Genomic DNA, 26,948 nt, shown 5'->3' with positions numbered 1-26,948 from the left:
CTTGCAGGATAAGGGCTTTTCTTTTACCCATTTTTCAGACCTTGCAGGGTCAGGGTAATCAAATTGATGGTCTCCAACACTTCACTTTCCATCCCATCCATCCTATCCATCCCTTCCAGCTTCTCTAGGACTTTGGCAAGTTCATTTCGAAGGGCTTTATACACTCTGGGATTGCCCTGTACTACGATGTCTCTTTCATACATACGGCTGATAAGATACTCCTGCTTGGACAGTCCTGAGAGCCTAGCGGCGGTCTCAAACTGTTCCCATTCCTCTGGACTTACCCGAAAGGCAACGGTTTTATTGCGCCAGCGGTTTTTGGGGTCTTTAACCTTGACCGACATTCTGCAACTCCTCCAATCTGTTTGCCATTTCCGCTTGCTTGGAAGGGAAGAGATGTGCGTAGCGGAACGTGATGTCGATGGACTCATGGCCAACTCTGTCAGCGATAGCCACCGCTGAGAAACCCATGTCAATCAAAAGGCTGATGTGGCTGTGCCGAATGGAGTGAATCGTAATCTTCTTGACCCCAGTTTCCTTGCATCCACGGCGCATCTCTGCGTGAAGATAGCTCTTGGTGATAGGAAACACCCTGTCTTTGGGTTTCAGCTTATAAATCTGGCTGAAATAATCCTCCATCTTGTCACAAAGGCTCTGGGGCATCTGGATCACTCGGTTGCTCTTGGGTGTCTTAGGCTCGGTGATGACATCTTTGCTCTGCAACCGTTGATAGGATTTATTGATGCGAACGGTGCCTTTCTCCAAATCAAAATCCTCGGCTGTCAGAGCCAGCAGTTCACCTGTCCGCACCCCACACCAGTAGAGCACCTCAAAAGCGTAGTAAGAAATGGGCTTGTCCATCATGGCATCGGAGAATTTCATGTACTCCTCCTGTGTCCAGAACAGAATTTCTTTGGTCTTTTCACTGCCCATATTGCCCACTTTGGCGGCTGGGTTGGACTTCAACTCGTAGTATTTGACGGCATGGTTGAAGATAGCAGACAGCTGATTATGCAGGGTTTTCAGGTAGGTGGACGAGTACCGCTCACCGTCATAGCTGGTCAGCTTCATCATCTCGGCCTGCCATGCCATCACGTCGCTGGGCTTGATGTTGCTCATTTTCTTGTCCTTGAAGTAGGGCAAAATCTTCTTCTGGATGATGCTCTCTTTGGTGAGCCAAGTGTTCAGCTTCAGTCTGGCCTTCATGTCGGTGGTGTAGATGTCCACGAAGGCAGCAAAGGTCATATCGAGGTCGGCAGTCTCTTTCTGCAAGAAATCTCGCTCCCACTCCAGCGCCGCCCTCTTGGTGGTGAAGCCACGCTTCATCTTCTTAAGTCGCTGACCCTGCCAGTTGGTGAAGTAGAAGGCCGTGTACCACGTCCCCATCTTGGCATCTTTGTAAGCTGGCATTAAGCTCCCTCCCTCAATCCGTAGAATTTTTCCTCGTAGTAGGCACGGCTGACCTTGCCTGCGATGGTGATGTAGCCCTTGGTTTTCAATTCCGTGTTCAGCTGGCGTACCAGTTTGTAGGCGTGGGATACGGAAACCCCTAATTCGGTGGCAATCTCTGCGGTGGTAATAAGTTTTGTACGTTCCATGGTTGTTCCTCCTTCATATTGACATACTTTTGTATGACTTGTTATTTATACTATCACATACATTTGTATAAGTCAACACTTTTCTTTACATTTGTATGGGTTTATGATATACTGGACAAAATGATACGAAATAGCATCCGAGGTGATAAAATACTATGACAGTAGCTGAGAAAATCAAGTTCTATCGAAATGCCAACAAGCTCACCCAAAAACGACTGGCAGAGCTGTCTGGTGTCAGCGAAATTTCTATTTGCAAATACGAAGCGGGGGAGCGCAACCCCAAAATAGAGCAACTGCGTAAAATTGCCAACGCTATGACCATCGGTCGTGAAGCACTATTAGAGGACGATGCGCCTGCCGTCAAGATTGAGACTGTCGGTGACTTTATGAAATGCTTCTATGCCATGATGGAGAGCATCGACTGTGAGTTTTTAGCGACCCAGAGTCCCGAAGGCCACGTTGGCCCTCTTGATATTTTGGTCAGATTCAATAATCCCAAAATTGCTAAGTGCCTCGATCGCATCGTCACAGAGGATGCAATGTCCTGCAAAGACCCCTCCGTCATGGTGCGGAGTGAGGATGGAGTCGTAAACATCGAACAGGCTTTGACGGACAAGTTCCTCCGTGATTTGACCAAGAAAGAATTTATGGAGAGCCAAGAGCCACTACAAGATACATAATAAACGCAAAAAAGCCCTCTCGCTTGAACTTGTCGTTCAAACGAGAGGGCTTTCCTCTTGTTTATATCACTGGTCTGGATAACATCTAGTATCAAACCAGTATCGGAGTGTACTCACAAAGTCCGCAAACCCTTGATATGACTGGGTTTGTTGGCTTTTTTAGGTCACTCCCACTCGATGGTTGATGGGGGTTTGGAGGTGATGTCGTAGCAGATTCTGTTGATGCCTTGGACTTCGTTGACGATGCGGACGCTGATTTTGTCTAGCACGTCGTAAGGAATTCTTGCCCAGTCGGCGGTCATGAAGTCAGAGGTGGTGACACCGCGGAGCGCCAGGGTGTAATCATAGGTTCTGCCGTCGCCCATAACGCCTACGCTACGGGTGTTGGTCAGCACTGCGAAATACTGGTTGATATTTTTATCTTCCCCTGCATTGGCGATTTCTTCGCGGAAAATGGCATCTGCGTCACGCAAAGTATCCAGTTTTGCCTTGGTCAAATCACCGATGACACGGATGGCCAGACCAGGACCTGGGAAGGGTTGGCGCATGACCAGATACTCTGGCAGACCCACTTCACGACCCAATTGGCGCACTTCGTCCTTAAACAGTTGGCGCAGAGGCTCCACGATTTCTTTAAAGTCCACATAGTCAGGCAAACCGCCCACGTTGTGGTGCGACTTAATCACAGCGGCGTCCCCATGACCAGATTCGATCACGTCAGGGTAGATGGTGCCTTGTGCCAAGAAGTCCACAGTGCCGATTTTCTTGGCTTCTTCTTCAAAGACACGGATGAACTCTTCGCCGATAATCTTACGCTTGGTTTCAGGGTCAGAAATGCCAGCCAATTTGCCAAGGAACCGTTCTTCGGCATCCACACGGATGAAGTTCATGGTCCACTTGCCAAAGGCTTCTTCCACTTCGTCGCCTTCGTCTTTACGCATTAAGCCATGGTCAACAAACACGCAGGTCAGTTGCTCGCCAATGGCTTCTGCCAACAAACCAGCGCACACAGAGGAGTCCACGCCACCAGACAGAGCCAACAAAACCTTGCCGTCGCCCACTTTTTCGCGGATGGCAGCAATGGCAGTTTTGCAGTAATCGCCCATGGTCCATTCGCCCTTAGCACCGCAGACTTCATACAAGAAGTTGTGGAGCATGGTTTGACCATGTTCGGTGTGGTTCACTTCGGGATGGTATTGCACCCCGTAGAACCCACGGCTTTCGTCAGCGATTGCTACGTTGGGGCAAGCATCACTATGTGCCATCAGCTCAAAGCCTGTGGGCACTTTTGCCATATAATCGCCATGGCTCATCCAAGAGATGCCCTCTTGAGGCATACCCTTAAAGAGCTTGCAATCGGTGTTATAATAGGTGACAGTTTTGCCGTATTCACGGGCACTGTCATCATGAGCGGCAGTGACTTCGCCACCCAAAGTGTGGGCCATCAGCTGACAGCCGTAGCAAATGCCCAACACAGGGATGCCCAACTCAAACACAGCAGGATCAACCTTGGGGGAAGCGTCTTCATACACGCTGTTAGGCCCGCCAGTGAAGATGATACCGATGGGATTGAAGGCTTTGATGGCCTCCAAAGTCATGGTGTAAGGCTTGACTTCGCAATACACGTTGCATTCACGGACGCGACGCGCAATCAGCTGGTTATATTGACCGCCAAAGTCAAGGATTAAAACTTGTTGCATTAGGTACCCTCCCGAAATACGATGTTGCCAGGTTCTGCAGATTCAATGATGGCCAAAGAATGGAGATTATAACCGCCTTCACGCAGACGGTCACCGCCACCTTGGAAGCCTTTTTCCACAGCGCAACCAATGCCCACCAGCTCAGCGCCAGCAGCCACCACGATGTCACACAGACCGCGCATTGCTTCGCCGTTTGCCATGAAATCGTCCACAATCAAGACCTTGTCATCGCTGGAGATCCATTCGCTAGAGACCAGCAAGGTGACCTTCTTTTTATAGGTGTAGGAGAAGATATCGCTGGCGTACAAACCACCCTCGATATTATCGCTTTTTGCCTTCTTTGCAAAGACCATGGACTTGCCATAGCGTTGGGCGCAGATAGTAGCCAGCGCAATGCCAGAAGCTTCGGCGGTCAAAATGGTGGTCACCTTGTCCATGTCAAACAGCTTGCCAAATTCGTCGGCAATGTCCACCATCAAAGCAGTGTCAATGCGGTGATTCAAAAAGCCGTCTACCTTAATGATGTTGCCAGGGAGCACTTTGCCTTCGCTGGCAATGCGTTCTTGCAGTTTCTTCATATATCTTCTCCTCTTTGTGCCCCTCGTTCAAGGGGTATATAGTCTTTTTCTATTATCTCGAATTTTGCGACATTTTGCAAGAGAATATTGCCCAAAAAATAAGAATGTTTACAATTAAAAACCGTCATTTGGCGGTGAAATAACTAAAAATAGCATAAAGGGTTATTTTGTTAATTGTTTCGCCACATTCTCTAACCAATTGCCTTGGAAATCTTCAATGCGACCAGCATCCACCACGGCTGCCAGAGCAGGGTCGATTGGCATTTGTGCCAACACATCCAAACCATGGCGTGCGGCGGCCTCTTGGGTTTTGCCTTGGCCAAATAGATAAATCTTTTTGTCGCAGTCTGGACATAGCACATAGCTCATGTTCTCCACCAGACCCAACATGGGCACGTGCATCATGTTTGCCATGTTCACGGTTTTTTCCACCACCATAGACACCAGTTCTTGGGGGGACGTGACCATCACAACCCCGTTTAGAGGGATGGATTGGAACACGGACAAGGTGACGTCGCCAGTGCCCGGTGGCATATCGATGAGCAGGTAGTCCACGTCCCAGATCACGTCGGTCCAGAACTGTTGTGCCACACCGCTGATGACGGGCCCACGCCAGATGACAGGGTCGGTTTCGTGTTCTAACAGGAGATTGGTAGACATGACTTGGATGCCAGTGGAGGACACGGCAGGAATCATGCCATCTTCTGTGCCAGAGGCTTGCTCATGGATGCCAAAAGCCTTGGGGATGGAGGGGCCCATAATATCCCCGTCTAATACGCCAACCTTGTAGCCCATACGGCGCAAGGTGACGGCTAGTTGGCTGGTGACCATGGATTTGCCCACGCCACCTTTGCCAGAGACAATGCCAAAGACTTTGCCGATGTTGGCTTTGACGTGGTGTTGTTTGAGTAGGGATTGGGGTTCGGTGCGTTCTCCGCAGTTGCTAGCGCAGGAAGAACAGTTGTGATTGCAGTCGCTCATGATGAGATGCTCCTTATTATATTATAATGTATAAGTTAAACTAAGAACTAAAGACTAAGAATGAAAAACTATCGCCTACGGGCGGGAAACGGCGGGGGCAAGCCCACGCCCTACGGGTTCTGCTTTGGTGTAGGGTAGGGGGCAAGCCCCCACCGTTGTCTTGCATCATCTCCGCCCGTGGCGGATAGTTCTTCACTATTCACTTTTAGCTATTAGTTGGTTCTCACGTGCCTGACACGTAAACAGCAACACTTGCCGTGTTTTTGCCACTTCTTGCAAATAGTCCAAAGCAATCTTGCACCGTTCATCGTCAAAATTGGTCAGTGCATCGTCTAGGATAATAGGGCAATCTGGAGGCAAAATCAAATCGCAGATGGCAAGCCGTGTGGCCAGATACAGCTGGTCGGCGGCGCCTGCGGATAGCAGGGCGATGTCACGGTACAGCGCTTCCCCATCCACTTGGGTGGATAGGTGCAAGTCACGGTCTAAAATCACGCCATCGTATCGCCCTTGGGTGAGACGCTGAAAAATTTGCGCCGTGGCTTTCCCCAATTGAGGGGCAAAGCGATTTTGTAAGGCGGTGTTAGCGGTGGTCAAGGCTTCCATCGCGGTGGTGACGGCGGAAAACTCTGCTTCTGCCTGTGCCAATCCTTGGTGGTGCTGAGAGATAGTGGCGATGATGGTGTTGCTGTCGCCCAAGGCTGTGCGCTGGCCTTCCAATTGTGCCATGGTATGCTGGGTGGTGGCCAAAGCTTGTTGGGCTTGTGCGTGTTGAAGACGTAAGTCATCTTTGGGTTGGGTAGGTCGTTCTAATAACGCGGTAGAAGGGAGGGGAGGCAAGTCTTGGGCTGTGGCCTCCCATCGGATTTGTGCTTCCCGCGCTGCAGCTTGCGCCACCTGAACTGCTTTGCGCCGTGCGCCGCAATGGCGTAAGGATTCATCGGCAGTGGTGACATCAAAGGCAGTGGGTGCAAATCGGCGGACTTCTAACAAAATGGCCTGCTCATTGGTGGACAAGGTTTCGTAGAGCCCGTTATATTGGGCGGTGGCGGCGGCAGAAGTGGCAATGGCTTGGGCGTGGGCGTCCCACAAGGTGGTGTAATCCTGCGCCAAGGCGGTGAGTGCCTCGGGTGTGTCAACGCCGTGGTGTTTTAAATAGGTATCAATCGCCAATTTGGCTTTTTTCTTATGGGCGATTGTGGAGATGCCCCAAGTGAAGGCCATCAATCCCAAACCAGCCACAAGTGCATAAATGCCAGTGGCCATGTTAAAGGGGTGGGAATAGGTCAATGCCCATATGCCACCACCAGTGGCAATGCCCAGTAAAATGGGCGGTATCCAAGAGGGTGGTTTGACGGAGGGTAGATTGACAGCGGCAGACATAGCCTGTTCTGGAGATTGCCCAGCGAAGGGGCTTTCGCCCAAGGTGGCTTGTGCGGTCATGGTTTGGCGCAATGCCTTGTCTTTTTCGCCCATGGCCTTGTCTGTTTGGCGGCGTGTAAACTCTAGATTCACAATGGCGCCGCGAAGCCGTGCCACCACATCGTTTTCGGGAATGTGATCGTCTTGCAAAGCTTGCGAAAGGGTGGCGGCAGTTTGTTGTGCGTCGTTTACAGCTTCTTTTTGCGCTGACAGCGCCAAGTGCTGTTGTTGCGCGTCGAAAGCATCCCAGTGCGCCAAGGCTTGCTCCAGTTGCGCTACTAAGGCTTGGTTATGGCTGGCAAGCTGTTGGGCGGCGACATATTGGGCGGTGATGTCTTGGTGGCTTTTTAATTGTGCCTCCAGCGTGGCCAGCTCTGCCTCATACTGGGGAATCAGTCCAGTTTTATTATGGCGGCGGCGGTTGCGCTGTTGTTTTAGTTTCTCGAGCACTTGGGAATAGGCGGAATCTTCGTCGCCAGTGGTGATGAGAGAGGCAATCCGTCGTTCCAGTTCAGGGGTTTGTCCAATGGAGAGGCCAGCTTGGCGGATGAACGCACTGCGCTCAAACACATCACGGCTTACACCGAAGAGGGTTTCGCCACAAGACAGACCGTCTAGATACCCCGCTTGGTCGCCAGTGCCAGTAAAGGTGGCGGTGAAGTTTGCCATGGGAGCAGTGGTGCGCTTGGTATCACGGGTTACAGTGATGGCTTTGCCATCATAGGTGCAGTCCATGGAGCCGCTCATCAAAGCACCATTCCACGGGGCATAGCGGTTTTTCTCCGCAATAAAGCCAGCCTTGTCTCGCTCACGGCTGTTGATGCCGTAGGCCATGGCCAGCAAAAAGGCGCACCAAGTAGACTTGCCAGACTCATTGGGCGCTTGTAAAATGTTTAAACCAGAGGATATTGTTAGCGATTGCTGCTGCAATCGGCCGAATGTCCCTTGCATACGATGAATTTGCAAATGGGTCACCTTCCTATATTATAATGTATATTGGTAGTATATCATAGGGGAGGGGGGTTGTACATAGGGAGTTTTGAAAAACGGTGGTATAAATTGTATGATTTTGGAAGTGGTGGTTACTATATTATAATGTATAGGGGGGCACTGCCGTGGGGGCTTTCTTTTGCCGCTGTTGCAACGTGTTTGGATAACCCTTCGTAGGGGCGCGGACTGCGCGCCCGCGGAAATCGGTTGCAACTTGCTTCACCCTGTGGGAGTTCTTTGTTTGATATATTGCTCACCACACCATGGCGGCTGCCGCCGCAGTGGCTTTCGTTACTTCCGCCCCTTGTGGGGGAGGTTGGTCCCTTTCTAGGATTTTACCCTTTGGGAATTCTTTTTGGATATAGTTTACCCACTGCTGTGGAGGATGCTGCCGCAGGGGCTTTCTTCGCCTCTCCCTTTGTAGGGGCGCCCATTGGGCGCCCGTGGAAATCAATTGCAATTTGCTTCACCCTGTGGGATTTGTCTTTTGATAGACTTCTTCCCACTGCCGTGGAGGGCGCTCGCCGCGCGGGCGTTACTTTGCAAAGATGCAAAGTAACCAAAAATCTTGCACGTGGCGGCTGACCACTTGTGGTCAGCCGTCTCACGTGCTCCCATTTTATACGGATGGTGGGTATGAGTGGGTGCGGTGCTATTGGGGCATCTGGCTCACATCCGTTCGGCTTATCGTGTGGGATGCGCGAACCAACGCTGATTGCTGCCGCACGTTTGTCGTACGATGACGTTGTAGCACGCGTGTGAGGTGCCTAAGATTGTGGACGTCGATGGGTGCGGTGGCGCTGGGGAGCGCTGACCTGCGGTCAGCTTGATGTTGGGTGGTGCTGGCACCCTTGTAGGGGCGACCTGTGGTCGCCCGTCTTACCCAACGCCACCAACCTATACCACACCCACACCCTAGGCACGCCAAAGAAATGGCACCATATCAACCGCATCTCCCCAAACAGGGCGAAGCCCGAAAGAATACTTCGCGTCAAATCAGGCCACTCGGTGCCGTTCAAAAGACCAAAGCACCCCAGCGATGAGCCCCCCGTAAAAAGCCCTTTTTTTCACTCGACCGCAGTCGTCGTGAAAAAATCGTTTTTTGATTCTTTTTGTCGATACAAAAAGAATGCCCCCACGGCAGTGGTCCGCCCCGAAGGGGCAAAGCCGTCCGCAGGACACCCCCGAAGGGGGAAAAACCGCCGTTTTCACGGCAAAACCACCCCAAACCCATCCACCATTTTCCATATCAGAAAAAACTTGCAAAAAACTGAAAATAAGTGTTGACTTTTATCGAATGCCGTGGTATTCTAACTAAGCTGTCTCGAGCGGTTGCCCAAAAGGTGCTGCGACAGGCGTCGAAAGCTTTTCTCTTTCCTTTGAGAATTCGAAAAAAGTTCTTGACAAACAGCCATGTATCTGGTATGATATAAAAGTTGTCAGCGACGAACGAGAGCTTCGGTTCAAGTTCACCTGACCGTCGAAAACTTCAAAAACTTCCGAAAAGAAGTTGAAAAAAGTTCTTGACAAACGGTGTTGATTATGATAGAATAATCAAGTCGTCAAAACCGAACACGAACTTCTGGTTCAAAACTTTTGAAAAAAAGTTCTTGACAAACGGTTCTGGTTCTGGTATAATGATAACACTCCGCTGAACGGAAACGTCGGCGTGTACCTTGTAAATTAAACAATGTAACAAAAATTTTTAAAGCACCAACGGTAAGTGTTGTGAGTAATTACAACACACCGGAAAGTTGCCCGACAAGAGTTTGGTTGTGCGAACGAAACTGCGGATTAGTCAATTCTCTGCAGGACTGAGGTAACTATAAAAAAACTAATTAAGCTAGCAAAAGCTTGATAAACTGATTTGATGAGACTACGGTCTCTTTAAATACCATTTTATTGAGAGTTTGATCCTGGCTCAGGATGAACGCTGGCGGCGTGCTTAACACATGCAAGTCGAACGAGAATCTGTGGATAGAGACTTCGGTCAATTGAAGTAGAGGACAGTGGCGGACTGGTGAGTAACGCGTGAAGAACCTGCCTTTCAGAGGGGGACAACAGTTGGAAACGACTGCTAATACCGCATAATGTGCTTGGGTCGCATGGCTCGAGTACCAAAGATTTATCGCTGAAAGATGGCTTCGCGTCTGATTAGCTAGTTGGTAGGGTAATGGCCTACCAAGGCGACGATCAGTAGCCGGACTGAGAGGTTGACCGGCCACATTGGGACTGAGATACGGCCCAGACTCCTACGGGAGGCAGCAGTGGGGAATATTGGGCAATGGACGCAAGTCTGACCCAGCAACGCCGCGTGAAGGAAGAAGGCTTTCGGGTTGTAAACTTCTTTTATCAAGGAAGAGTAGAAGACGGTACTTGATGAATAAGCCACGGCTAACTACGTGCCAGCAGCCGCGGTAATACGTAGGTGGCAAGCGTTATCCGGATTTACTGGGTGTAAAGGGCGTGTAGCCGGGAAGGCAAGTCAGATGTGAAATCTGGAGGCTCAACCTCCAAACTGCATTTGAAACTGCTTTTCTTGAGTGTCGGAGAGGTAATCGGAATTCCTTGTGTAGCGGTGAAATGCGTAGATATAAGGAAGAACACCAGTGGCGAAGGCGGATTACTGGACGACAACTGACGGTGAGGCGCGAAAGCGTGGGGAGCAAACAGGATTAGATACCCTGGTAGTCCACGCTGTAAACGATGGATACTAGGTGTGCGGGGACTGACCCCCTGCGTGCCGCAGTTAACACAATAAGTATCCCACCTGGGGAGTACGATCGCAAGGTTGAAACTCAAAGGAATTGACGGGGGCCCGCACAAGCGGTGGATTATGTGGTTTAATTCGAAGCAACGCGAAGAACCTTACCAGGACTTGACATCCTACTAACGAAGTAGAGATACATCAGGTGCCCTTCGGGGAAAGTAGAGACAGGTGGTGCATGGTTGTCGTCAGCTCGTGTCGTGAGATGTTGGGTTAAGTCCCGCAACGAGCGCAACCCCTATTGTTAGTTGCTACGCAAGAGCACTCTAGCGAGACTGCCGTTGACAAAACGGAGGAAGGTGGGGACGACGTCAAATCATCATGCCCCTTATGTCCTGGGCTACACACGTAATACAATGGCGGTAAACAGAGGGATGCAATACAGCGATGTGGAGCGAACCCCTAAAAGCCGTCTCAGTTCGGATTGCAGGCTGCAACTCGCCTGCATGAAGTCGGAATCGCTAGTAATCGCGGATCAGCATGCCGCGGTGAATACGTTCCCGGGCCTTGTACACACCGCCCGTCACACCATGAGAGTCGGGAACACCCGAAGTCCGTAGCCTAACCGCAAGGAGGGCGCGGCCGAAGGTGGGTTCGATAATTAGGGTGAAGTCGTAACAAGGTAGCCGTATCGGAAGGTGCGGCTGGATCACCTCCTTTCTAAGGAGACTTCGAGAGATGAAATTGACTTCTCTTGTAACGTCCTAAGGTCAGCCGTTGAGCTTTGAAGTTGTTACATTGTTTAATTTAGAGGGCACACGCTAGAGCGGTGCTTAGTCTGGGGGATTAGCTCAGCTGGGAGAGCGCCTGATTTGCATTCAGGAGGTCAACGGTTCGATCCCGTTATTCTCCACCAATAAAACTGGTGGTAGACAACGATATCTCCACCATATGGGCCTATAGCTCAGCTGGCTAGAGCGCACGACTGATAATCGTGAGGTCGATGGTTCGAGTCCATCTAGGCCCACCACTTTTAAAGTAATAAGTAATAGTGAATAAGAAATAAGTGTTGATTGAAATTTTTTCAACAGAGAGAATTTCAATGAGCATTTATGCTCTGAGTTGTCGAGAGATGACTAAAGAATGTACCTTGAAAACTGAACATTGTATCAAATTAAAGTAAAAGTAAGGCAACAGAAAGGTTCTGCGTGTTTTGATTTAATTAAAACATACAGAGAATTTTAGTTAAGATATTATTTAATTGTGGAACAACATCTGAAAAGATGAGGGTAACACATTACAATTTCAACGGAAGCGGATTTACGAAAGTAAAAAAACTTCAAACAAAAAACTTTTTGATTGCCTGCATAATTCGAAAGAACGAAATCTAACTGAGATATCAGCTTAGTTTTCGATTGGTCAAGCTAAAAAGAGCGCAAGGGGAATGCCTTGGCACTGAGAGCCGATGAAGGACGCGATAAGCTGCGATAAGCTGCGGGTAGGAGCAAATATCCTTTGATCCGCAGATTTCCGAATGGGGAAACCCACATGGACAATATCCATGTAACGTGCATTGAATAAAATAGGTGTACGTGGGGAACCGTCTGAACTGAAACATCTAAGTAGGACGAGGAAAAGACATCAACAGAGATTCCGTAAGTAGTGGCGAGCGAACGCGGAAGAGGCCAAACCAGTGGATTTATTCACTGGGGTTTGGACTGACATAACGGTTAACTAGGTTAGGAGAATGGCATGGGAAGGCCATCCACAGAGGGTGAGAGACCCGTATCCGAAAACCGATGTTAATTAGTCAGTATCCAGAGTACCGCCGGACACGTGAAACCCGGTGGGAATATGGGGGGACCACCCTCCAAGCCTAAATACTACTCAGTGACCGATAGAGAAGCAGTACCGTGAGGGAAAGGTGAAAAGGACCCCGGAAGGGGAGTGAAAAAGAACCTGAAACCTTGTGCTTACAAGCAGTCAAAGCCCGTTAATGGGTGATGGCGTACTTTTTGTAGAACGGTCCGGCGAGTTATGGTAACTAGCAAGGTTAAGCTATTAAGTAGCGGAGCCGTAGCGAGAGCGAGTCTGAATAGGGCGTATGAAGTTAGTTGCTATAGACCCGAAACCGGGTGACCTACCCATGAGCAGGTTGAAGTGGCAGTGAAATGCCATGGAGGACCGAACCGACCCCCGTTGCAATGGTGGCGGATGACTTGTGGGTAGCGGTGAAATTCCAATCGAACTCGGAGATAGCTGGTTCTCCCCGAAATAGCTTTAGGGCTAGCGTTAACTTAGATTACCGGAGGTAGAGCACTGAATGAGCTAGGGGGCGATAAGCTTACTGAACTCTATCAAACTCCGAATGCCGGATAATTGATGGTTGGCAGTCAGACAGTGTGAGATAAGTTTCATTGTCAAAAGGGAAACAGCCCAGACCTACAGCTAAGGTCCCAAATATACACTAAGTGGAAAACGATGTGGAGTTGCGAAAACAACCAGGATGTTGGCTTAGAAGCAGCCATACATTAAAAGAGTGCGTAATAGCTCACTGGTCGAGTGATTCTGCGCGGAAAATGTAACGGGGCTAAGTGTATAACCGAAGCTTAGGATTGCACGTAAGTGTAGTGGTAGGGGAGCGTTCTGTACGGGGTGAAGTCGTAGCGTAAGCAGCGGTGGACTGTACAGAAGTGAGAATGCCGGAATGAGTAGCGAGAATTATGTGGGAATCATAATGGCCGAAAATCTAAGGTTTCTTGGGGAAGGTTCGTCCGCCCAAGGTAAGCCGGGAGCTAAGGCGAGGCCGAAAGGCGTAGTCGATGCACAGACGGTAGAAATTCCGTCGCCACCGAACACTTAAACCAGAAGGACACTTCAGACTAGTCGAACCCAGCCGTTGGTTGCGCTGGGCGTAAGGGACCGAAATATAGTAGGGAAGTCGATGAATATGGAGGCGAGAAAAGCTCTGGTGTATGCTAAGGTGCCCGTACCGCAAACCGACACAGGTAGATGAGGAGAGAATCCTAAGGCCAACGGGAGAAGGGTTGTTAAGGAACTCGGCAAATTGACCCCGTAACTTCGGAATAAGGGGAGCCTCGAAAGAGGCCGCAGTGAATAGGCCCAAGCAACTGTTTACCAAAAACACAGGTCTATGCTAAATCGAAAGATGACGTATATGGGCTGACGCCTGCCCGGTGCCGGAAGGTTAAGAGGAGAGCTTAGCGCAAGCGAAGGTTTGAATTGAAGCCCCGGTAAACGGCGGCCGTAACTATAACGGTCCTAAGGTAGCGAAATTCCTTGTCAGGTAAGTTCTGACCCGCACGAAAGGCGTAATGATTTGGGCACTGTCTCAACAGCCCGCCCGGCGAAATTGTAGTACTGGTGAAGATGCCAGTTACCCGCAACTAGACGGAAAGACCCCATGGAGCTTTACTGCAGCTTAATACTGGAAATTGGTGATTCATGTACAGGATAGGTGGGAGACTGAGAAGTTTAGCCGTCAGGTTAAATGGAGTCGCTGGTGGGATACCACTCTTGAATTACTGATTTTCTAACCTGCGGCCGTGAATCCGGTCGGGGACACTGTTAGGCGGGCAGTTTGACTGGGGCGGTCGCCTCCTAAAATGTAACGGAGGCGCTCAAAGGTTCGTTCAGCACGGACGGAAATCGTGCATTGAGTGTAAACGCATAAACGAGCCTAACTGCGAGACTGACAGGTCGAGCAGTAACGAAAGTTGGAGTTAGTGATCCGGTGGTATGCAAGTGGAAGTGCCATCGCTCAACGGATAAAAGCTACCCTGGGGATAACAGGCTGATCTCCCCCAAGCGTCCACAGCGACGGGGAGGTTTGGCACCTCGATGTCGGCTCGTCACATCCTGGGGCTGTATTCGGTCCCAAGGGTTCGGCTGTTCGCCGATTAAAGTGGCACGCGAGCTGGGTTCAGAACGTCGTGAGACAGTTCGGTCCCTATCTGTTGCGGGCGTAAGAGATTTGAGGAGAGCTGACCTTAGTACGAGAGGACCGGGTTGGACGTACCTCTGGTGCACCAGTTGTTCTGCCAAGGGCATAGCTGGGTAGCTACGTACGGACGAGATAAACGCTGAAGGCATCTAAGCGTGAAACTCCCTTCAAGATTAGATCTCTCATCCTTTATGGAGTAAGGACCCAGGAAGACTACCTGGTTGATAGGCTAGAGGTGGAAGTGCAGTAATGCATGTAGCTGACTAGTACTAATAGTCCGAGGGCTTGACCTACAATATATGCAGGCAATAGCCTTATTCAAGAAACAAAAATGATACGATGTTCGGTTTTGAAGGTATAATTCTTCAAATTGATCCGCACCTTTAGCTCAGTTGGTAGAGCAACTGACTCTTAATCAGTGGGTCCCCGGTTCGAATCCGTGAAGGTGCACCAAGTGAAGTAATTCTGGTGTATTTCATGCGAAATGCACCAGGACTACGGAGCTAAGAGTTAAAGACATGGCCCGTTGGTCAAGTGGTCAAGACGGCGCCCTCTCACGGCGCAATCAGGAGTTCGACTCTCCTACGGGTCACCAAAAGTCCCTATGAGTTGTGTAGAAATGCAAAAAAACTCTTGACAATATCCCTTGAAAATGTTATAATACGTTTGTTTTTCGGAAGTAGTTCCGAGTGAAACATAGTGAGTGCTTATTAGGATGAGGGTCCACCTGTTCCCATTCCGAACACAGTAGTTAAGCTCATTTCTGTCCACAATACTTGGCTGGCGACGGCCTGGGAAGATAGATAGCGCTCACACAAGGCCTTGGCCTCTATGGGTTAAGGCCTGGATATTCCTCCTTAGCTCAGTTGGTAGAGCACGCGGCTGTTAACCGCGTTGTCGTTGGTTCGAGTCCAACAGGGGGAGCCAAGAAATGGAATGCCGCCACATTGGTGGCGGCATTCATTTTTTTCAATAGTAAGGGCCTTTAGCTCAGTTGGTTAGAGCAGCCGGCTCATAACCGGTCGGTCCCGGGTTCGAGTCCCCGAAGGCCTACCATATGGTGATCGCCAGGCGTCCTTCTTGCGATATAGGGGTATAGCTCAGCTGGTAGAGCAGCGGTCTCCAAAACCGCGTGTCGAGGGTTCGATTCCTTCTGCCCCTGCCATAAACATCTTGACAACGAAAGTTGTTTTTGATATAATGTCTCTTGCAAAGAGCCACTTAAATGTGGCCCGGTAGTTCAGTCGGTTAGAACGCCAGCCTGTCACGCTGGAGGTCGACGGTTCGAGCCCGTTCCGGGTCGCCATTTGCTACTGTAGCTCAGTTGGTAGAGCGCATCCTTGGTAAGGATGAGGTCACCGGTTCAAATCCGGTCAGCAGCTCCACGAAAAACCCTGTAACCGTAGTGGTTGCAGGGTTTTTTCTTTTTGCCTATCTCTGTGAAAAAGTGGATTTGTCTAACATTTGTCTAACAAGAAGGCTGTTTGTCATTTGACGGATTGGGCAGTGCCAAGATGGCGTTCATTTTGTTGGCCGCTGCTTTGTCGGAAGATGGTAGTGAGTGGATGTAGATGTTCAGCGCTGTGGAGGTTTCAGCATGTCCTAGACGGGCGGCAACCTCCCGAATGTCGATACCGCTGGCCAACAACAATGTGGCGCAGGTATGTCGCAAGGCGTGGAAACTGACAGTGGGCAGAGGTGTTTCTGGATTGGCAGAGTTGTAGTGGCGAAGGACTTTTTTCAAAACCTGATATGGGGTGGAATAGCCCAGGCGCTCTCCTGTTGGACGAATAAAGACCCAATCATCTGCGTTATAGGTGGAGCCAAGGGTTTTGCGACAATGCACCTGCTCTGCGCGCCAGGCCTGTAAAAGGGATATACTTTCTTCGCTAATGGTCATGGTTCGCTTGGAATGCTTGTTTTTCAGTGCTTTGATGACTTCCTTGCCTTTGACTTTACTGACAGCTTGCTTTACTTGAATGGTGTTTTTGTGAAAATCAATGACTTTCCATGTTAAGGCCAGAATTTCTTGCTTGCGCATACCAGTGTCAATGGCCAAATGAATCAAAAGCTTATCTTGCAGTGCAAAATTATGTTTCAAAGTGTAGTTAGGCACCTGATAAGTGAGACCAGTGTCATCAGTGCGTGTGTGGCCGCTGACGGTGACCCGATAGGGCATCTGCATGAATGTGAGCAGGTCGGTAACATCCTCGAAGCTGAGACATTCAATGTCCTCATTTGCATTGGCACTGTGGTCCTTGGGAAGCTTGACAGCATTACTAGGGTTGGTGGCAATCAACTCCCAGTCTACAGCTGTTTGAAGCAGGCTGTGGAGGACGCCGAAGTACCGTTGGATGGTGGATTTGGCATAGGCACCAGTTTTGTCATCATAGCGAACACAAGTGTCGGAGGATAATTGATTCATCCATTGGACAATGGCCAATTTGCGCAAATCGCTCAGGCGAATATGCCCCAAGTGGGGGATGATTTGCTGTTGTATGATGCGGTCGGTTTTTTCATAAGTACCAGTGGTCATTTGTGGGAGCGCATGGTTTGCCAACCACTGCTCACAAAAAGCGGTGACTGTGATTTTGCTATCAGTTAAAATTTGGCCAGTGCGAAACTGGTTTTCCAATTGGATGGCATAGGCGGTAGCCGCCTTTTCTTTCTGCTTAGGGGTCAGGGAAGGATCGGGGGTAAAGGTAGTGTGCTTTAAGAGTTGTTTACCATCACCACCACGTCCGAGACTGATGGTGATGGTAAAGTTATTTCCACGTTTGCGGATACTTGCCATGGGGATTATCCTTTCTTATTGGGGGTTGTAGATGTATTTTCTGGTGAACGTTCCCACAATTCACATTGTTCTGCGAAGATACGCAGAGGGCGAACGATTGAATTTTCGATGGCTGCATCGATGGGAGATTTAGGTGGATCTGAATAGAAGCTGTTGAAATGTAAAAGTTCAGTGGAAACAATGGTTGGTAGATTATATTTTTTACGGAAGGCAAAAAGTTCCCCTAGAATGGAAATTCTTTTATAAACATCTGTTCTCCAGTTCCTGGGGTTATTAATGTCCTCGTCACGCTGAGCGTAGTGGAGACTTGAACCGAGATTATCTAAAATTAAAACTTGTGCTGTTTTATAGCGCATCAGTTCAATCTCTAAAAATGTGGTGGGGCTTGTTTTTGCAAAGAAAAGTTTCTCTAAAAGGTCAGATTCATCAACGAATAAAACAGGGATATCATAGCTGATGAAATCGTTGGCAATGCAATGAAGCAAATATGTTTTTCCAGAGTGTCGAGGTCCGCGAATAATAAGATTTATGCTCCGAAAACGACAGGCGGCATAATGCGAGCAATATTGTGACGAACTTTTGAATGCACGCTCAGCGTTAAATGAAGTCGCGCTATTCTTGAATGTATGATCATATGCGGTTTCTGGTAAGCCGGCGTTGGCATGTTTTGTTTGACGTACAGACTTCGACAGCCGCTTTTTGCGATAGGGGGGGTGTGCGTATCTATTGATCAAAATCGGATCCTCCTGTATGTTTAAGAGATAGGTCGGCGTGTGGAGTATATAAATAGCAGGGATACGTGATACATTGAAGAATGTTGCAAATGGCCTTAGCTGAGGAATTGCTGTTGGGACTTGGTGAGAGAAATTCCGCTTCAAATTTCCCGAAATCTGGCTGGACGCAATCGCTAGCAATAAAGGTAGTTAACGAATATTTCAAACGGAATGCAAGGAGATCGTGGAGTAGACGTAGGCGTTCCTCTAAATTAGATATCCACTTGTTTTTACTGGGATTTGAGTTAGATTCGCGTGTATAAGCAAGGCTTTTTCCAAAATCATCAAAAAGTAAGACGGGCGCTGTTTGAAAAGTCAGCAAATCTTCTTCTAGATAGTTTGTATGAGAGTGGTATGATTGGAACAATTGCTTGAAAAAATCTTCATCTTTGATATAAATAGTTGAAATATTGTTAGATTTTAGCGCTGCCTGGATACCCAAAAGCAAATTGGTTTTGCCATAGCTGGGGTCTCCATAAATGAAGAGGCCTTTGACAGAGGGGGGAGCGCTCTGTTCACAGATGATCTCATTACATAGGTCGGCGGCTAGGCGATAGGGAAAGCCCGCATTGGTAGGGTAGGGATCAAAGGGGTAGGGGAGGATGGCTGGAGATTGACTAGGCATTTGGAGCCTCCTTTATGTAGGTTAGATTCTCAGCAGAGGGGTGGGATGCCACCCCTCTATTGTTGGGGGTTAGCGGTTTTGACGGTGCTGGTGTAGATTTTTGACGGCTTCCACCATGCTAGGGGCAGGCGCTTGCGTTTTTTCGAAAAAAGCTTTTTTCTGCGGCGTAGTAGTTTCGTTAAGAAGATTATAATCAGTTTTACTAGGGTCAGGTTTAATAGATTGGTTTTTAGGAGGGGCTGCATTCGGGTCAAACCCGTCTTTGGCGCCGCATTTTTCAAGGTTATCGCCCTTGTTTTGGGTGGAAGCGGTGCCTTTTTTAGAGTGGGCAGGAAAGGGAAGTTTCACATAAATCTTATTGGGGTCTCCTAGACCTTGCCGCTTGCGAGAGATCAGGCCTGCGTTTTCCAATTCTTTATAGGTATCACTTGTTTTATTTTCTTTGCGGCGGATGGTTTTTTGACCGTATTCATTTGTAAAATAAATGAACACCTCGCCGTCGGCATCATGAAAAAATGGATTTTTTTCAGACAAAGAGTGGCGATCAGCCATGCAACCGTATAAAACGAGGGCTTCGCAAGAAAGGATTTGGGAATTCATTCCATAGATCAAGCGTTTGGGAATTTTGATATATCCGTCAATGTCTTTTTCTTCCATTTTACACCGCCGTTCCATTGGTCAGGACCGCCAAGACGGTGGGGTAGTGGAGAAAGATCTTATTTCCGCTAAAAAATGCAGGAATAGTGCCCTCGCGAGCCCAACGGCGAAGCGTGAAGGTAGAGATGGCGATGCCATCGAGGGCCAACTGGCGCTGGGTGTCGCTGATGGTCAAAAGAGTGTTGTTCATTTTTGATTCTCCTGATAAATTTGTGTTATAATAGATAAAAAGCAGTGGCCACTGATTTCTGATGATATTTTCTCACATTTACTCAAATTTGTAGTTGTATCGGAGTTGCAGTGACATTTTATGTAATATGAATTAATTGTTAACACAAAAGGAGGGGCAATAATGAAAACATATTCGTTTGGTGCAGTGTTGCAAATACTGAAAGAGCATAGTACAGGAAACCAAGAAGAAATTTTGTGTGCTATTTTGGGGGTAGATAATAATTCAGAGTTAAGCGGCGAGGCTGGAGAGAAAACGCAGGTCACAAAGGAGTTCGCTTCCCGCTTATTTAATAGGAAGCAGGATTTAGGGAAGGCATTGAAACTTGAATTGCTGAACTTGACAGGAAGAGAATGTCAAAATCGCAGTAAGAAACTTGGGAAGTTAATCGACGTAGGGGAAACATCACAAGTTATAGAAAAGCTACGAGGACTTGTTTATGAGCAGGTTGTACGAGGAATTATTTATAAAAAAGAAGCTGACTTAATATGTGGGAGTGATTATAGTACCGACGATTATAATTACGATATGAAAAAAGAAGAAGCGGTTCTTTGGCGCCTTATTGTAGAGTCTGTATCGCGCAATAATATTGAACGCAAGGATATTGAAAAAAGTGTGCAGTCATATTTTGGGCGGCGACTTGTTCCTATAACTACTGCAACCCGTTTGGTTGGACGAAATGATATGTTAAATCAAATTACCCAAAGCTTGAAGGAAAAAGATTGCATTGTTCTAAGTGGATTGCCGGGGATTGGGAAGAGTAAACTGGCAGAAGCATATGTTGAAAACGTATGGACAAAAGGAAATGTTTTGTGGTTAAGGTACGAAGGGAGCATCCGCCTTACGTTGTTGCAAGCGAAGTGCATAACAGTGGCAAACGAGGCTACGGAAGATGAAAAGTTTGCACATGCAATGCAGTTGCTAAACGCTTTAGGGAAAGATCTTTTGGTGGTCTTGGACAATGCGGATGGATTAGATCGAGCCGATAAAGATTTTGAGGATTTTTGCCAGTGCGGTTGCAGAAAATTGATTACATCTAGAGATGAGTGGCTGCGAGAGAGATTTCTAAATATTGTGGTAACGGAATTGAGCGAAGATGAACTTTTAGAAGTATTCAACAATAGTAGACACAGGATTACGAGAACATCTGATATAGGTGTAAAAGCTATTAAAAATCCAGAAAAAATACGAAAACTGGTAAAGTTAGTTCATTATAATACATTGGTTGTGGAATTAATGGGGAAATGGGTGCGGGTGACTGGTGAACGTGTAGAAAAGTTGCTTAATGATTTGCAAAAAAGGCAGAGCGCAGTGCCAGGGGATCCGCAAGCTATCTTTCTTGGTCAGACGGAGACTAGCATAAAAGAGCATTTGTCATGGCTTTTTGAAAAATACAAGTTTGGGATTGAAGAAAAACGGATGATACAAATGTTTTCGATGCTTTCTAGCTATGGGGTGTTAAAACGTTCTGTTCGAACCTGGGGCGATATGGCAAATAACAAATTGATTGGTGTTAATAAATTGATCGACAAAGGGCTGTTGATAGAGGTGGATGAGTCGGTATTTATGGCACCGTTATTGCGAGATATTTTTTTGGAGAAATACCAGCCTGCATCTGGTGGCTTTGACCAAGAATTAAAGGGTGTTTTGGAAGAAGTGGAGCAACCTAGAGGTTTGTGGGCGCAAAATCTAATGAGCATAGCAGTTCGCATGCGTCAATGGGAGGTTCTGAATGCTGGCGTTTTTTTGCGAAAAGCATTTATGGCTACAATGGATTATGGGCTTGTAACATATGCTAGAGCCATCTGTAAGTGCTATGCTGAGTTGCCAGATGAAATGGATCCTAATATCAAAGAAATTCATCAAACTTACATGTACGGCATGTTGTTTTGGAAAGACGGAAAAGATCCTGTCGATATAGGGCAAGGGCAATTGTTGCTTGAGTCGGCAAGAGAACAGTGTCAAGGGCAATTGTTGCTTGAGTCGGCAAGAGAACAGCGTCAAGGGGAAGGTAGTTGTCTGGCCAAACAAAGCATGTTATGGGTTCAATGCAATCTTGCTTTGGCGCAGATGTGCTGGAAAACAGATGAGGAATATGCAACGGCCTTGTTAGAGGATGCAATGATGGGATTGGGGGATATGTGCGAAAGACATCCGCACCTTGCAGAAGAAGCCATTTGTTCAATGTCAAAATACAGTGAGCTTTATTCAAGGTATCACAATATAGTGGCGCTATTAGAGAAAGTTTGGGATATTATACGAATGGGCTGGAATGCAAGGAAGGTTAATTGGCTTAAACTCGGCCTTGCCTATGCAAACATTGGGCTGAGCGTTCCTGGATATAAACAAGAAAAAGCTTTGAAATATATAAAACAGGCATTGACGTATGGAGATGAACATCATCTGCAAGAAAGTTTTGAGTATCTAGAGGTGAAGAAACTCGAAGCACAATTGACAGTAGGGATATCTGCAGTTTAAATATATAACGCCCAGAGGCAATGCGCTTCTGGGCGTTATATTTGCCCTCAAACCATCTCGTCCGTCAGCCACTCTTTCGCCCGTTCGGGGTCTTCTGCGCACCACTTTGCGAAGCCTCGCAAGGCGTCGCTGGGGAAGCAGCCATGCTCTTCGCAGAGGGTGTTGAATGCTTCCAATTCCCAATCATACAGGGACAAGGTTACGGTTAAATTCTCGCTCATTTTCTCACACCTCCAATCCTAATAGGCCTAGCTTTTTCAAGAGCCAGACGGCGTCCTTCATGCCCTGCTGATAGAGCCGTTCGCAGTCGTCTCCTTGGGCGGATGACTGGGCGAACAGCACCTCGTCAACCATGACTTTTTGGCTACGGGTCAAGCTGTTGTGTAGCAAGTCGTCCATCTGCAATTCCACCTCGTGACGGTAGCGAAAGGCTTCCGTTTCACGATACGTTCGGTCGTGGTGCTCCACGCAGCCCTCAACAAATTCCGTCCATAAATCTTTCATGCAATCTCCTCCTTCGCTTGGCTTGCTTGGTAAATTTTCATGTTGGTCTGCGCCACCAGAACTGACTTTCTCTCGGGCGTCGGCGTGCGTAGAGCTTGCGCCAGAGCGTCGGGGTCACCCACCAAAATCACCTTCTGTTTTGCTCTAGAGATAGCGGTGTAAAGTAAGTTTCTGTACATGAATTTTCCCAAGTTTTTATGCACTGGAATAATCACCGTATCGTACTCGCTACCCTGCGATTTGTGGATGGTAATGGCGTAGGCATGGGTCAAATTTTCAATGCCTGACCACCCCTCCCACATGGCCACAGCGTGGTCGGTTGCCACCCCATAAACAGGTGCTTCTTCGTCCACAGAGCACACCCCAAAGGTGCCAATATGACCGTTGCAAACCTTGCGGTCCCAGTCGTTTTTCGTCACCATCACACGGTCACCTGTGAAAAATCTTCGACCTCGACAAACCAAACTGAGCGTATCTTTTTTCGCTGGGTTGACCAACTTCCGAAGCACCAAGTTCAGCTTCTCCACCGACAGTGGATGGCCGAAATTGCGAGGAGAAAGCACCTGAAAATTCTCACCGTTGAGATAGCGTTTGGCACCTTCTTGGGTTACGAATTTTTGAATTTCTGCTTCACTAAACAGGGGGATGAATTGGAACGAATCGTCTTGCTTTAAGTCCTCAATCATGGCACAATTCTTGAAGTCAACCACGTTGGATTTCAGCGCCACAGCGCCATCATCTTGTCGGTGACAGCCTTCCAAAATGGTGCGTGGCACACCCAGTTGCAATAGGTCTGGCAGGACGTTTCCTGCGCCCACAGAGAGTAGTTGATTGGGGTCGCCCACCAGCACCACACGGCACTCTTTTTTCACCACATGGAGGATGCCAGTCAGCAATTCTAGGGTCATCATGGACGCTTCGTCCACCAGCACCAAACGGACAGAACTCCAGTCCACAGGCTTCAAAAAGTCCTCGTCAGGAGCCTTACTCAAGGCGCTGTGAACGGTGCGCGCTTGGATGGCAGTGCGCTCTGTCAAGTTGCAAGCAGCCTTGCCCGTGGGCGCACACAGCACCATGCTTCCACCCCCAGTACAACGCTCTGCAATGGCACGCAAAAGGGTGGTTTTACCCGACCCTGCACCGCCTAAAATGATTGAAAGACGATGGCTCAGTGCCATGGAAACAGCACGTCGTTGGCTGTCATCCAGCGTGATGCCACGGACGGTCAAAGGGTCAGGTAACGGAGGCGATGGAAGGTCATTTTCAAGCAACAGCTCCGCCAATTTGGTGGCAGTTGCCTGCTCATAATTCAAGGTGCGTTGATGATAAATTCGTCGTCCAACACAGTACAGCTTGCCTGCTTGAAACAGGCATGCCAAGTCCAGTTCAAAGCCATTTCGACTCAACTTTTGACGTTGATTTTGAGCACGCTGAAAGAGCGCATCCTCATACACAAAACTGTCGCCGCCCTTCATCATTTTGTCGATGGCATCGAGGATATAATCGCCACGTTTGGGGCGGTGATACGCAATCTTAGCCATGGGACACCTCCTGACTTTGAGGGGCGGTGCCTCGCACACGTTGTTCCAAATAGGGACGGCTGATTTTGCCTGCGATAGTAAGATAGCCCTGCTCGCTCAGCTCACGGTTGAGCCGTTGCATGACCTTGTAGGCCTGTGGGATTGATACCCCCATGTAGGTCGCCACGTCGTGGACATTGAGAAATTCTTTGTTGTTCATTGGTCTGTCTCCTTTTATAATGTGGAGAACAAAAACACCGTGCAGGGCAAAGCCTACACGGTGTCAAATGACCAATAAAAACGCACTTTTAGAGGGTTCCTCTTGCCATCTGAGGCAAAAAAGGGTATACTATCCCCATGGTGCGGATTCATCCGTTGTGTAGGTGGTATAAGCACCTGCGCAGGTGTAGGAGGGGTGCAACCCTCTTACACTGCCGTTGTTTTAGTTCATGTATGTAGTATAGCAAACACGCGCGCGTATATCTATTGACATAATACACAAACTTATACGCACTCGTATATTAAATGTATATAAATAATCAACTGAGGTGACACCGTATGGCAACAAGTGATGCGCAAAAAAAAGCAAGAGACAAGTGGAATGCAAAATATGTAGAGCTCAGATTTCGTGTGACCAAAGAGCGCAAAGAAGAAATTCAAAACTATGCCACATCCAAAGGCGAGTCCCTTAGTGCGCTCCTCAATCGTTTAGTTGACGAAGCCATGGAGCAAGACAAATGAATACAATTAAACCGGGGAAGCAACTGTGTACCACTGCTTCCCCGGTTTGATTTTTAGTTGATTGACATGGTTATAGTGAAGGAAATCTTAATAGCGACCCTAATTTTCCATTGGTGGACAAAACATTATATTAACCTTCAATGGAAAGCCAAATTGCTGGTCGCACACCAAGAGGCCTGGTTGATGCAGAGGCCATTGAGCGAAGTTGTTCATCGGTTGACATAGGTTCTAAATAAGAATCTTCAGGGCTAGAGCCCCTAACCCACCAATAAAACACGCCATCATCTCGGCTCGACAACGCCCATTGTGAAATCTTTCCAGTCAAGGTTCCCATCAGTGCCCCGTGTTGCAGAAATACCAATAAATCTTCATCGGAAGCAATACTTGTGGCTCCTCGTGTATCATTTTGGGGGAAATATTTTTGTACAGAATCATAATCTAGCAAAAAAACCTTATCGCTAGTATTTGATCCGCCGTCTGTTGCATCAACGATTTCTGTTTCAACAATTTGATCCCATTCATTATCGGTGAAACCCATTCCGTTATTCAGCCATGCACGCAAAGAACAATCTTCCCATGATTCGCCCCATGTTTCGTTGGTAAAGATATCTGGGTTTTCATCTTTGTATGTTGTAAATGTATTGTAAAGGCCATCAAATTTGGGGTTATTAGAAGAGAAATCTTCAAAATCATTCAATGTAATGAAAGGCATGGTTTCTTCTGTAAGAGAACTCAAAGCTGCATAAGCAGTATCGCTAATGTTCCCGTATTGAAATGATATGATATCCTCCGTTAAGAGCAGTACCTTATCGTCACGTATATCTAAAACAATCCAATTATATCCACCAAATCGAGTAGTCTCGCCTATAACATATTCGCCCACATCAGCCACTTCGGTTTCTGTATTTATGATTGTGTCGTTGGGTGATGTAGTATCTTCGACACTTGTACTAGACTCAACCACAGGCGTTGAAGGTTGTGTAGTAGGGGTGATTTGTTGACTACAGGCGGATAGCAATATAATTGTCAAACACAGAATAATAAACAGGTTCGAATGTTTCATTGTAAACCTCCGTAATTAAAAAGTTATAGCATTCAACTGAGGGAAAGTGTTGTGATTTGCAAATGTATAATATTTTCGTAGTGCATTGGAGTAAGCGCCGTTGCTATTATTTAAGTTGCGGTTAATCAGTAACAAACAGGCATACATCAACGTATCATTGGCGACGATCATATCCAATGATTGACCACAACAGCGTTCAACGGTTCTTCCCTTACTAATGCGTGAGTTTATTGCTTTGTAACTTTGGATGCTGGGATCATTTTCTAAAAACATGCGAAAATCAGATTCTATCATATGACATTCTCCTTTAATTATAAATTTCTGTATCCGCCATGAAGTCTAGGAGTTGTTTAGCTTGTAACTTTGTTTCGATATTGACACGATTAGATTCCATAATGAGTATAATCGCATCCCCTTGCCAACCTTTTGCAAAAATTTTCTTGGCTTTTGATACGCGAGATCGTTTAGATGCTAAAGAGTAGTCTTCTTTAATAAAATCTGTTCGACTGGTTCCTTCGGTGTGATTTTTCCAAAAGTTATGAAAATATTGGATGAAACACTGCATTCCAATTGCGCCGAGTAATTTGGGAAGCTGCTCCTTTTCGATTAAACTTTCCAGGTCATCCTTTGCTTTGTACAGGCGTTCATACTCGTCAAACTTCATAATTACATGATCAGGTTTATTGTCGCTTACAACCCAAACACAGTCCCATTGAGAGAGCATGCTTTCAATTTTATCAATATTGGCAAAAGCTTCTTTATGCGCCATGATAGGGAAAGGGGAGTTGCTCATTTTAATCACCTCGTTTTTAATTTGTAAGTATACTATAGCACATTGAATTTGTGGTGTCAAGAGTTTAATTGTAGGCATTTGACTTCAAATTTAAAAAACTAGAAATAAAGCGCCCCTAGATGGCCAAATGACCACCTAAGGGCACCGCTAT

22 protein-coding genes, 9 tRNA genes and 3 rRNA genes are annotated in these 26,948 nt (G+C 47.6%); 15 read left to right on the top strand and 19 right to left on the bottom strand.

The window, feature by feature from the left end; all coding sequences use genetic code 11:
* Positions 1 to 23 precede the first annotated feature (23 nt).
* Genes RFF05_RS09630 through RFF05_RS09620 form a run of 3 tightly spaced genes read right to left on the bottom strand, consistent with a single transcriptional unit; the run spans position 24 to position 1,598 of the window.
* Complete coding sequence (locus tag RFF05_RS09630; protein ID WP_409966891.1) at positions 24 to 344, bottom strand: plasmid mobilization protein; 321 nt, start codon at positions 342 to 344, stop codon at positions 24 to 26.
* Positions 328 to 1,410, bottom strand: a complete 1,083-nt coding sequence (locus RFF05_RS09625) for a tyrosine-type recombinase/integrase (protein WP_409966890.1) — start codon at positions 1,408 to 1,410, stop codon at positions 328 to 330. The genes RFF05_RS09630 and RFF05_RS09625 overlap by 17 nt, the downstream gene beginning before the upstream one ends.
* Positions 1,410 to 1,598, bottom strand: coding sequence for a DNA-binding protein (locus RFF05_RS09620; RefSeq protein WP_409966889.1), 189 nt, complete (start codon positions 1,596 to 1,598; stop codon positions 1,410 to 1,412). Before RFF05_RS09620 ends, RFF05_RS09625 begins: the two co-directional genes overlap by 1 nt.
* Before the next feature lie 155 nt (positions 1,599 to 1,753).
* On the opposite strand from RFF05_RS09620, the gene RFF05_RS09615 reads away from it, so the two are divergent.
* Positions 1,754 to 2,278 carry a helix-turn-helix domain-containing protein gene (locus RFF05_RS09615; protein WP_409966888.1) on the top strand — a complete coding sequence of 175 codons (525 nt, stop codon included), beginning with the start codon at positions 1,754 to 1,756 and terminating at the stop codon, positions 2,276 to 2,278.
* Between the two features lie 164 nt (positions 2,279 to 2,442).
* On the opposite strand, the gene guaA is transcribed toward RFF05_RS09615, so the two are convergent.
* The 4 genes from guaA to RFF05_RS09595 form a co-directional block, all read right to left on the bottom strand.
* Complete coding sequence (gene guaA, locus RFF05_RS09610; RefSeq protein WP_409966887.1) at positions 2,443 to 3,978, bottom strand: glutamine-hydrolyzing GMP synthase; 1,536 nt, start codon at positions 3,976 to 3,978, stop codon at positions 2,443 to 2,445.
* Positions 3,978 to 4,556, bottom strand: a complete 579-nt coding sequence (locus RFF05_RS09605) for a xanthine phosphoribosyltransferase (RefSeq protein ID WP_409966886.1) — start codon at positions 4,554 to 4,556, stop codon at positions 3,978 to 3,980. Before RFF05_RS09605 ends, guaA begins: the two co-directional genes overlap by 1 nt.
* A gap of 162 nt (positions 4,557 to 4,718) precedes the next feature.
* Positions 4,719 to 5,537 carry a P-loop NTPase gene (locus tag RFF05_RS09600; protein ID WP_409966885.1) on the bottom strand — a complete coding sequence of 273 codons (819 nt, stop codon included), beginning with the start codon at positions 5,535 to 5,537 and terminating at the stop codon, positions 4,719 to 4,721.
* Between the two features lie 195 nt (positions 5,538 to 5,732).
* Positions 5,733 to 7,910, bottom strand: a complete 2,178-nt coding sequence (locus RFF05_RS09595; RefSeq protein WP_409966884.1) for an ATP-binding protein — start codon at positions 7,908 to 7,910, stop codon at positions 5,733 to 5,735.
* A gap of 1,937 nt (positions 7,911 to 9,847) precedes the next feature.
* Here RFF05_RS09595 and RFF05_RS09590 point away from each other — a divergent pair.
* From RFF05_RS09590 to RFF05_RS09535, 12 genes are all read left to right on the top strand, one after another.
* Positions 9,848 to 11,376 (top strand): 16S ribosomal RNA (locus RFF05_RS09590).
* Positions 11,377 to 11,496: 120 nt separating this feature from the next.
* A tRNA-Ala gene (locus tag RFF05_RS09585) sits at positions 11,497 to 11,572 on the top strand.
* Positions 11,573 to 11,609: 37 nt separating this feature from the next.
* Positions 11,610 to 11,686, top strand: a tRNA-Ile gene (locus RFF05_RS09580).
* Positions 11,687 to 12,073: 387 nt separating this feature from the next.
* Positions 12,074 to 14,913 (top strand): 23S ribosomal RNA (locus RFF05_RS09575).
* A gap of 84 nt (positions 14,914 to 14,997) precedes the next feature.
* Positions 14,998 to 15,073 (top strand) — tRNA-Lys (locus tag RFF05_RS09570).
* A gap of 67 nt (positions 15,074 to 15,140) precedes the next feature.
* Positions 15,141 to 15,215: transfer RNA gene (locus RFF05_RS09565), tRNA-Glu, on the top strand.
* Between the two features lie 104 nt (positions 15,216 to 15,319).
* Positions 15,320 to 15,435 (top strand): 5S ribosomal RNA (rrf, locus tag RFF05_RS09560).
* The 16S, 23S and 5S rRNA genes sit together here with 9 tRNA genes alongside, the layout of an rRNA operon.
* 36 nt (positions 15,436 to 15,471) lie before the next feature.
* Positions 15,472 to 15,547 (top strand) — tRNA-Asn (locus RFF05_RS09555).
* 52 nt (positions 15,548 to 15,599) lie between these two features.
* Positions 15,600 to 15,676: transfer RNA gene (locus RFF05_RS09550), tRNA-Ile, on the top strand.
* Positions 15,677 to 15,709: 33 nt separating this feature from the next.
* A tRNA-Trp gene (locus tag RFF05_RS09545) sits at positions 15,710 to 15,785 on the top strand.
* A 64-nt stretch (positions 15,786 to 15,849) separates the two neighbouring features.
* Positions 15,850 to 15,926 (top strand) — tRNA-Asp (locus RFF05_RS09540).
* 3 nt (positions 15,927 to 15,929) lie between these two features.
* Positions 15,930 to 16,005 (top strand) — tRNA-Thr (locus RFF05_RS09535).
* Positions 16,006 to 16,088: 83 nt separating this feature from the next.
* Here RFF05_RS09535 and RFF05_RS09530 read toward each other — a convergent pair.
* From RFF05_RS09530 to RFF05_RS09510, 5 genes are all read right to left on the bottom strand, one after another.
* Positions 16,089 to 17,414: a tyrosine-type recombinase/integrase gene (locus RFF05_RS09530; protein ID WP_409966883.1), complete on the bottom strand. Its 1,326-nt coding sequence runs from the start codon at positions 17,412 to 17,414 to the stop codon at positions 16,089 to 16,091.
* A 5-nt stretch (positions 17,415 to 17,419) separates the two neighbouring features.
* Positions 17,420 to 18,148 (bottom strand): ATP-binding protein, encoded by a 729-nt coding sequence (locus tag RFF05_RS09525; RefSeq protein ID WP_409966882.1) that lies wholly within the window; start codon positions 18,146 to 18,148, stop codon positions 17,420 to 17,422.
* The gene (locus tag RFF05_RS09520) at positions 18,138 to 18,812 is read right to left on the bottom strand and encodes a hypothetical protein (protein ID WP_409966881.1); all 675 of its coding nucleotides are present in this window, start codon (positions 18,810 to 18,812) and stop codon (positions 18,138 to 18,140) included. Before RFF05_RS09520 ends, RFF05_RS09525 begins: the two co-directional genes overlap by 11 nt.
* Positions 18,813 to 18,881: 69 nt before the next feature.
* Positions 18,882 to 19,469, bottom strand: coding sequence for a replication initiator protein A (locus RFF05_RS09515; protein WP_409966880.1), 588 nt, complete (start codon positions 19,467 to 19,469; stop codon positions 18,882 to 18,884).
* A 1-nt stretch (position 19,470) separates the two neighbouring features.
* The gene (locus RFF05_RS09510; protein ID WP_409966879.1) at positions 19,471 to 19,659 is read right to left on the bottom strand and encodes a hypothetical protein; all 189 of its coding nucleotides are present in this window, start codon (positions 19,657 to 19,659) and stop codon (positions 19,471 to 19,473) included.
* A 162-nt stretch (positions 19,660 to 19,821) separates the two neighbouring features.
* On the opposite strand from RFF05_RS09510, the gene RFF05_RS09505 reads away from it, so the two are divergent.
* Positions 19,822 to 22,176, top strand: coding sequence for an ATP-binding protein (locus RFF05_RS09505; protein ID WP_409966878.1), 2,355 nt, complete (start codon positions 19,822 to 19,824; stop codon positions 22,174 to 22,176).
* 47 nt (positions 22,177 to 22,223) lie between these two features.
* On the opposite strand, the gene RFF05_RS09500 is transcribed toward RFF05_RS09505, so the two are convergent.
* From RFF05_RS09500 to RFF05_RS09485, 4 genes are read right to left on the bottom strand one after another with little or no spacing between them, the layout of a single operon-like run.
* On the bottom strand, positions 22,224 to 22,397 hold the full coding sequence (locus RFF05_RS09500; RefSeq protein ID WP_409966877.1) for a hypothetical protein: 174 nt from the start codon (positions 22,395 to 22,397) through the stop codon (positions 22,224 to 22,226).
* Positions 22,398 to 22,401: 4 nt separating this feature from the next.
* Complete coding sequence (locus tag RFF05_RS09495) at positions 22,402 to 22,680, bottom strand: hypothetical protein (RefSeq protein WP_409966876.1); 279 nt, start codon at positions 22,678 to 22,680, stop codon at positions 22,402 to 22,404.
* A complete protein-coding gene (locus RFF05_RS09490) occupies positions 22,677 to 24,221 on the bottom strand; it encodes an ATP-dependent RecD-like DNA helicase (RefSeq protein WP_409966875.1) in 1,545 nt (514 codons plus the stop codon). Before RFF05_RS09490 ends, RFF05_RS09495 begins: the two co-directional genes overlap by 4 nt.
* Complete coding sequence (locus RFF05_RS09485; RefSeq protein WP_409966874.1) at positions 24,214 to 24,420, bottom strand: DNA-binding protein; 207 nt, start codon at positions 24,418 to 24,420, stop codon at positions 24,214 to 24,216. The genes RFF05_RS09490 and RFF05_RS09485 overlap by 8 nt, the downstream gene beginning before the upstream one ends.
* A gap of 338 nt (positions 24,421 to 24,758) precedes the next feature.
* Between RFF05_RS09485 and RFF05_RS09480 the strand changes: the two genes are divergently transcribed.
* Positions 24,759 to 24,941, top strand: a complete 183-nt coding sequence (locus RFF05_RS09480) for an antitoxin (protein WP_409966873.1) — start codon at positions 24,759 to 24,761, stop codon at positions 24,939 to 24,941.
* A gap of 130 nt (positions 24,942 to 25,071) precedes the next feature.
* Here the strand turns inward: RFF05_RS09480 and RFF05_RS09475 are convergent, their stop codons facing one another.
* Genes RFF05_RS09475 through RFF05_RS09465 form a run of 3 tightly spaced genes read right to left on the bottom strand, consistent with a single transcriptional unit; the run spans position 25,072 to position 26,875 of the window.
* Positions 25,072 to 26,004, bottom strand: a complete 933-nt coding sequence (locus RFF05_RS09475) for a DUF6273 domain-containing protein (RefSeq protein ID WP_409966872.1) — start codon at positions 26,002 to 26,004, stop codon at positions 25,072 to 25,074.
* 15 nt (positions 26,005 to 26,019) lie between these two features.
* A complete protein-coding gene (locus tag RFF05_RS09470) occupies positions 26,020 to 26,298 on the bottom strand; it encodes a hypothetical protein (RefSeq protein ID WP_409966871.1) in 279 nt (92 codons plus the stop codon).
* A gap of 13 nt (positions 26,299 to 26,311) precedes the next feature.
* On the bottom strand, positions 26,312 to 26,875 hold the full coding sequence (locus tag RFF05_RS09465; RefSeq protein WP_409966870.1) for a hypothetical protein: 564 nt from the start codon (positions 26,873 to 26,875) through the stop codon (positions 26,312 to 26,314).
* Between the last annotated feature and the right edge of the window lie 73 nt (positions 26,876 to 26,948).

It is taken from the genome of Bengtsoniella intestinalis (assembly GCF_039719005.1).
Lineage (GTDB): Bacteria > Bacillota > Clostridia > Oscillospirales > Oscillospiraceae > Oscillibacter > Oscillibacter intestinalis.
This window is presented reverse-complemented; position numbering and strand designations above follow the sequence as displayed.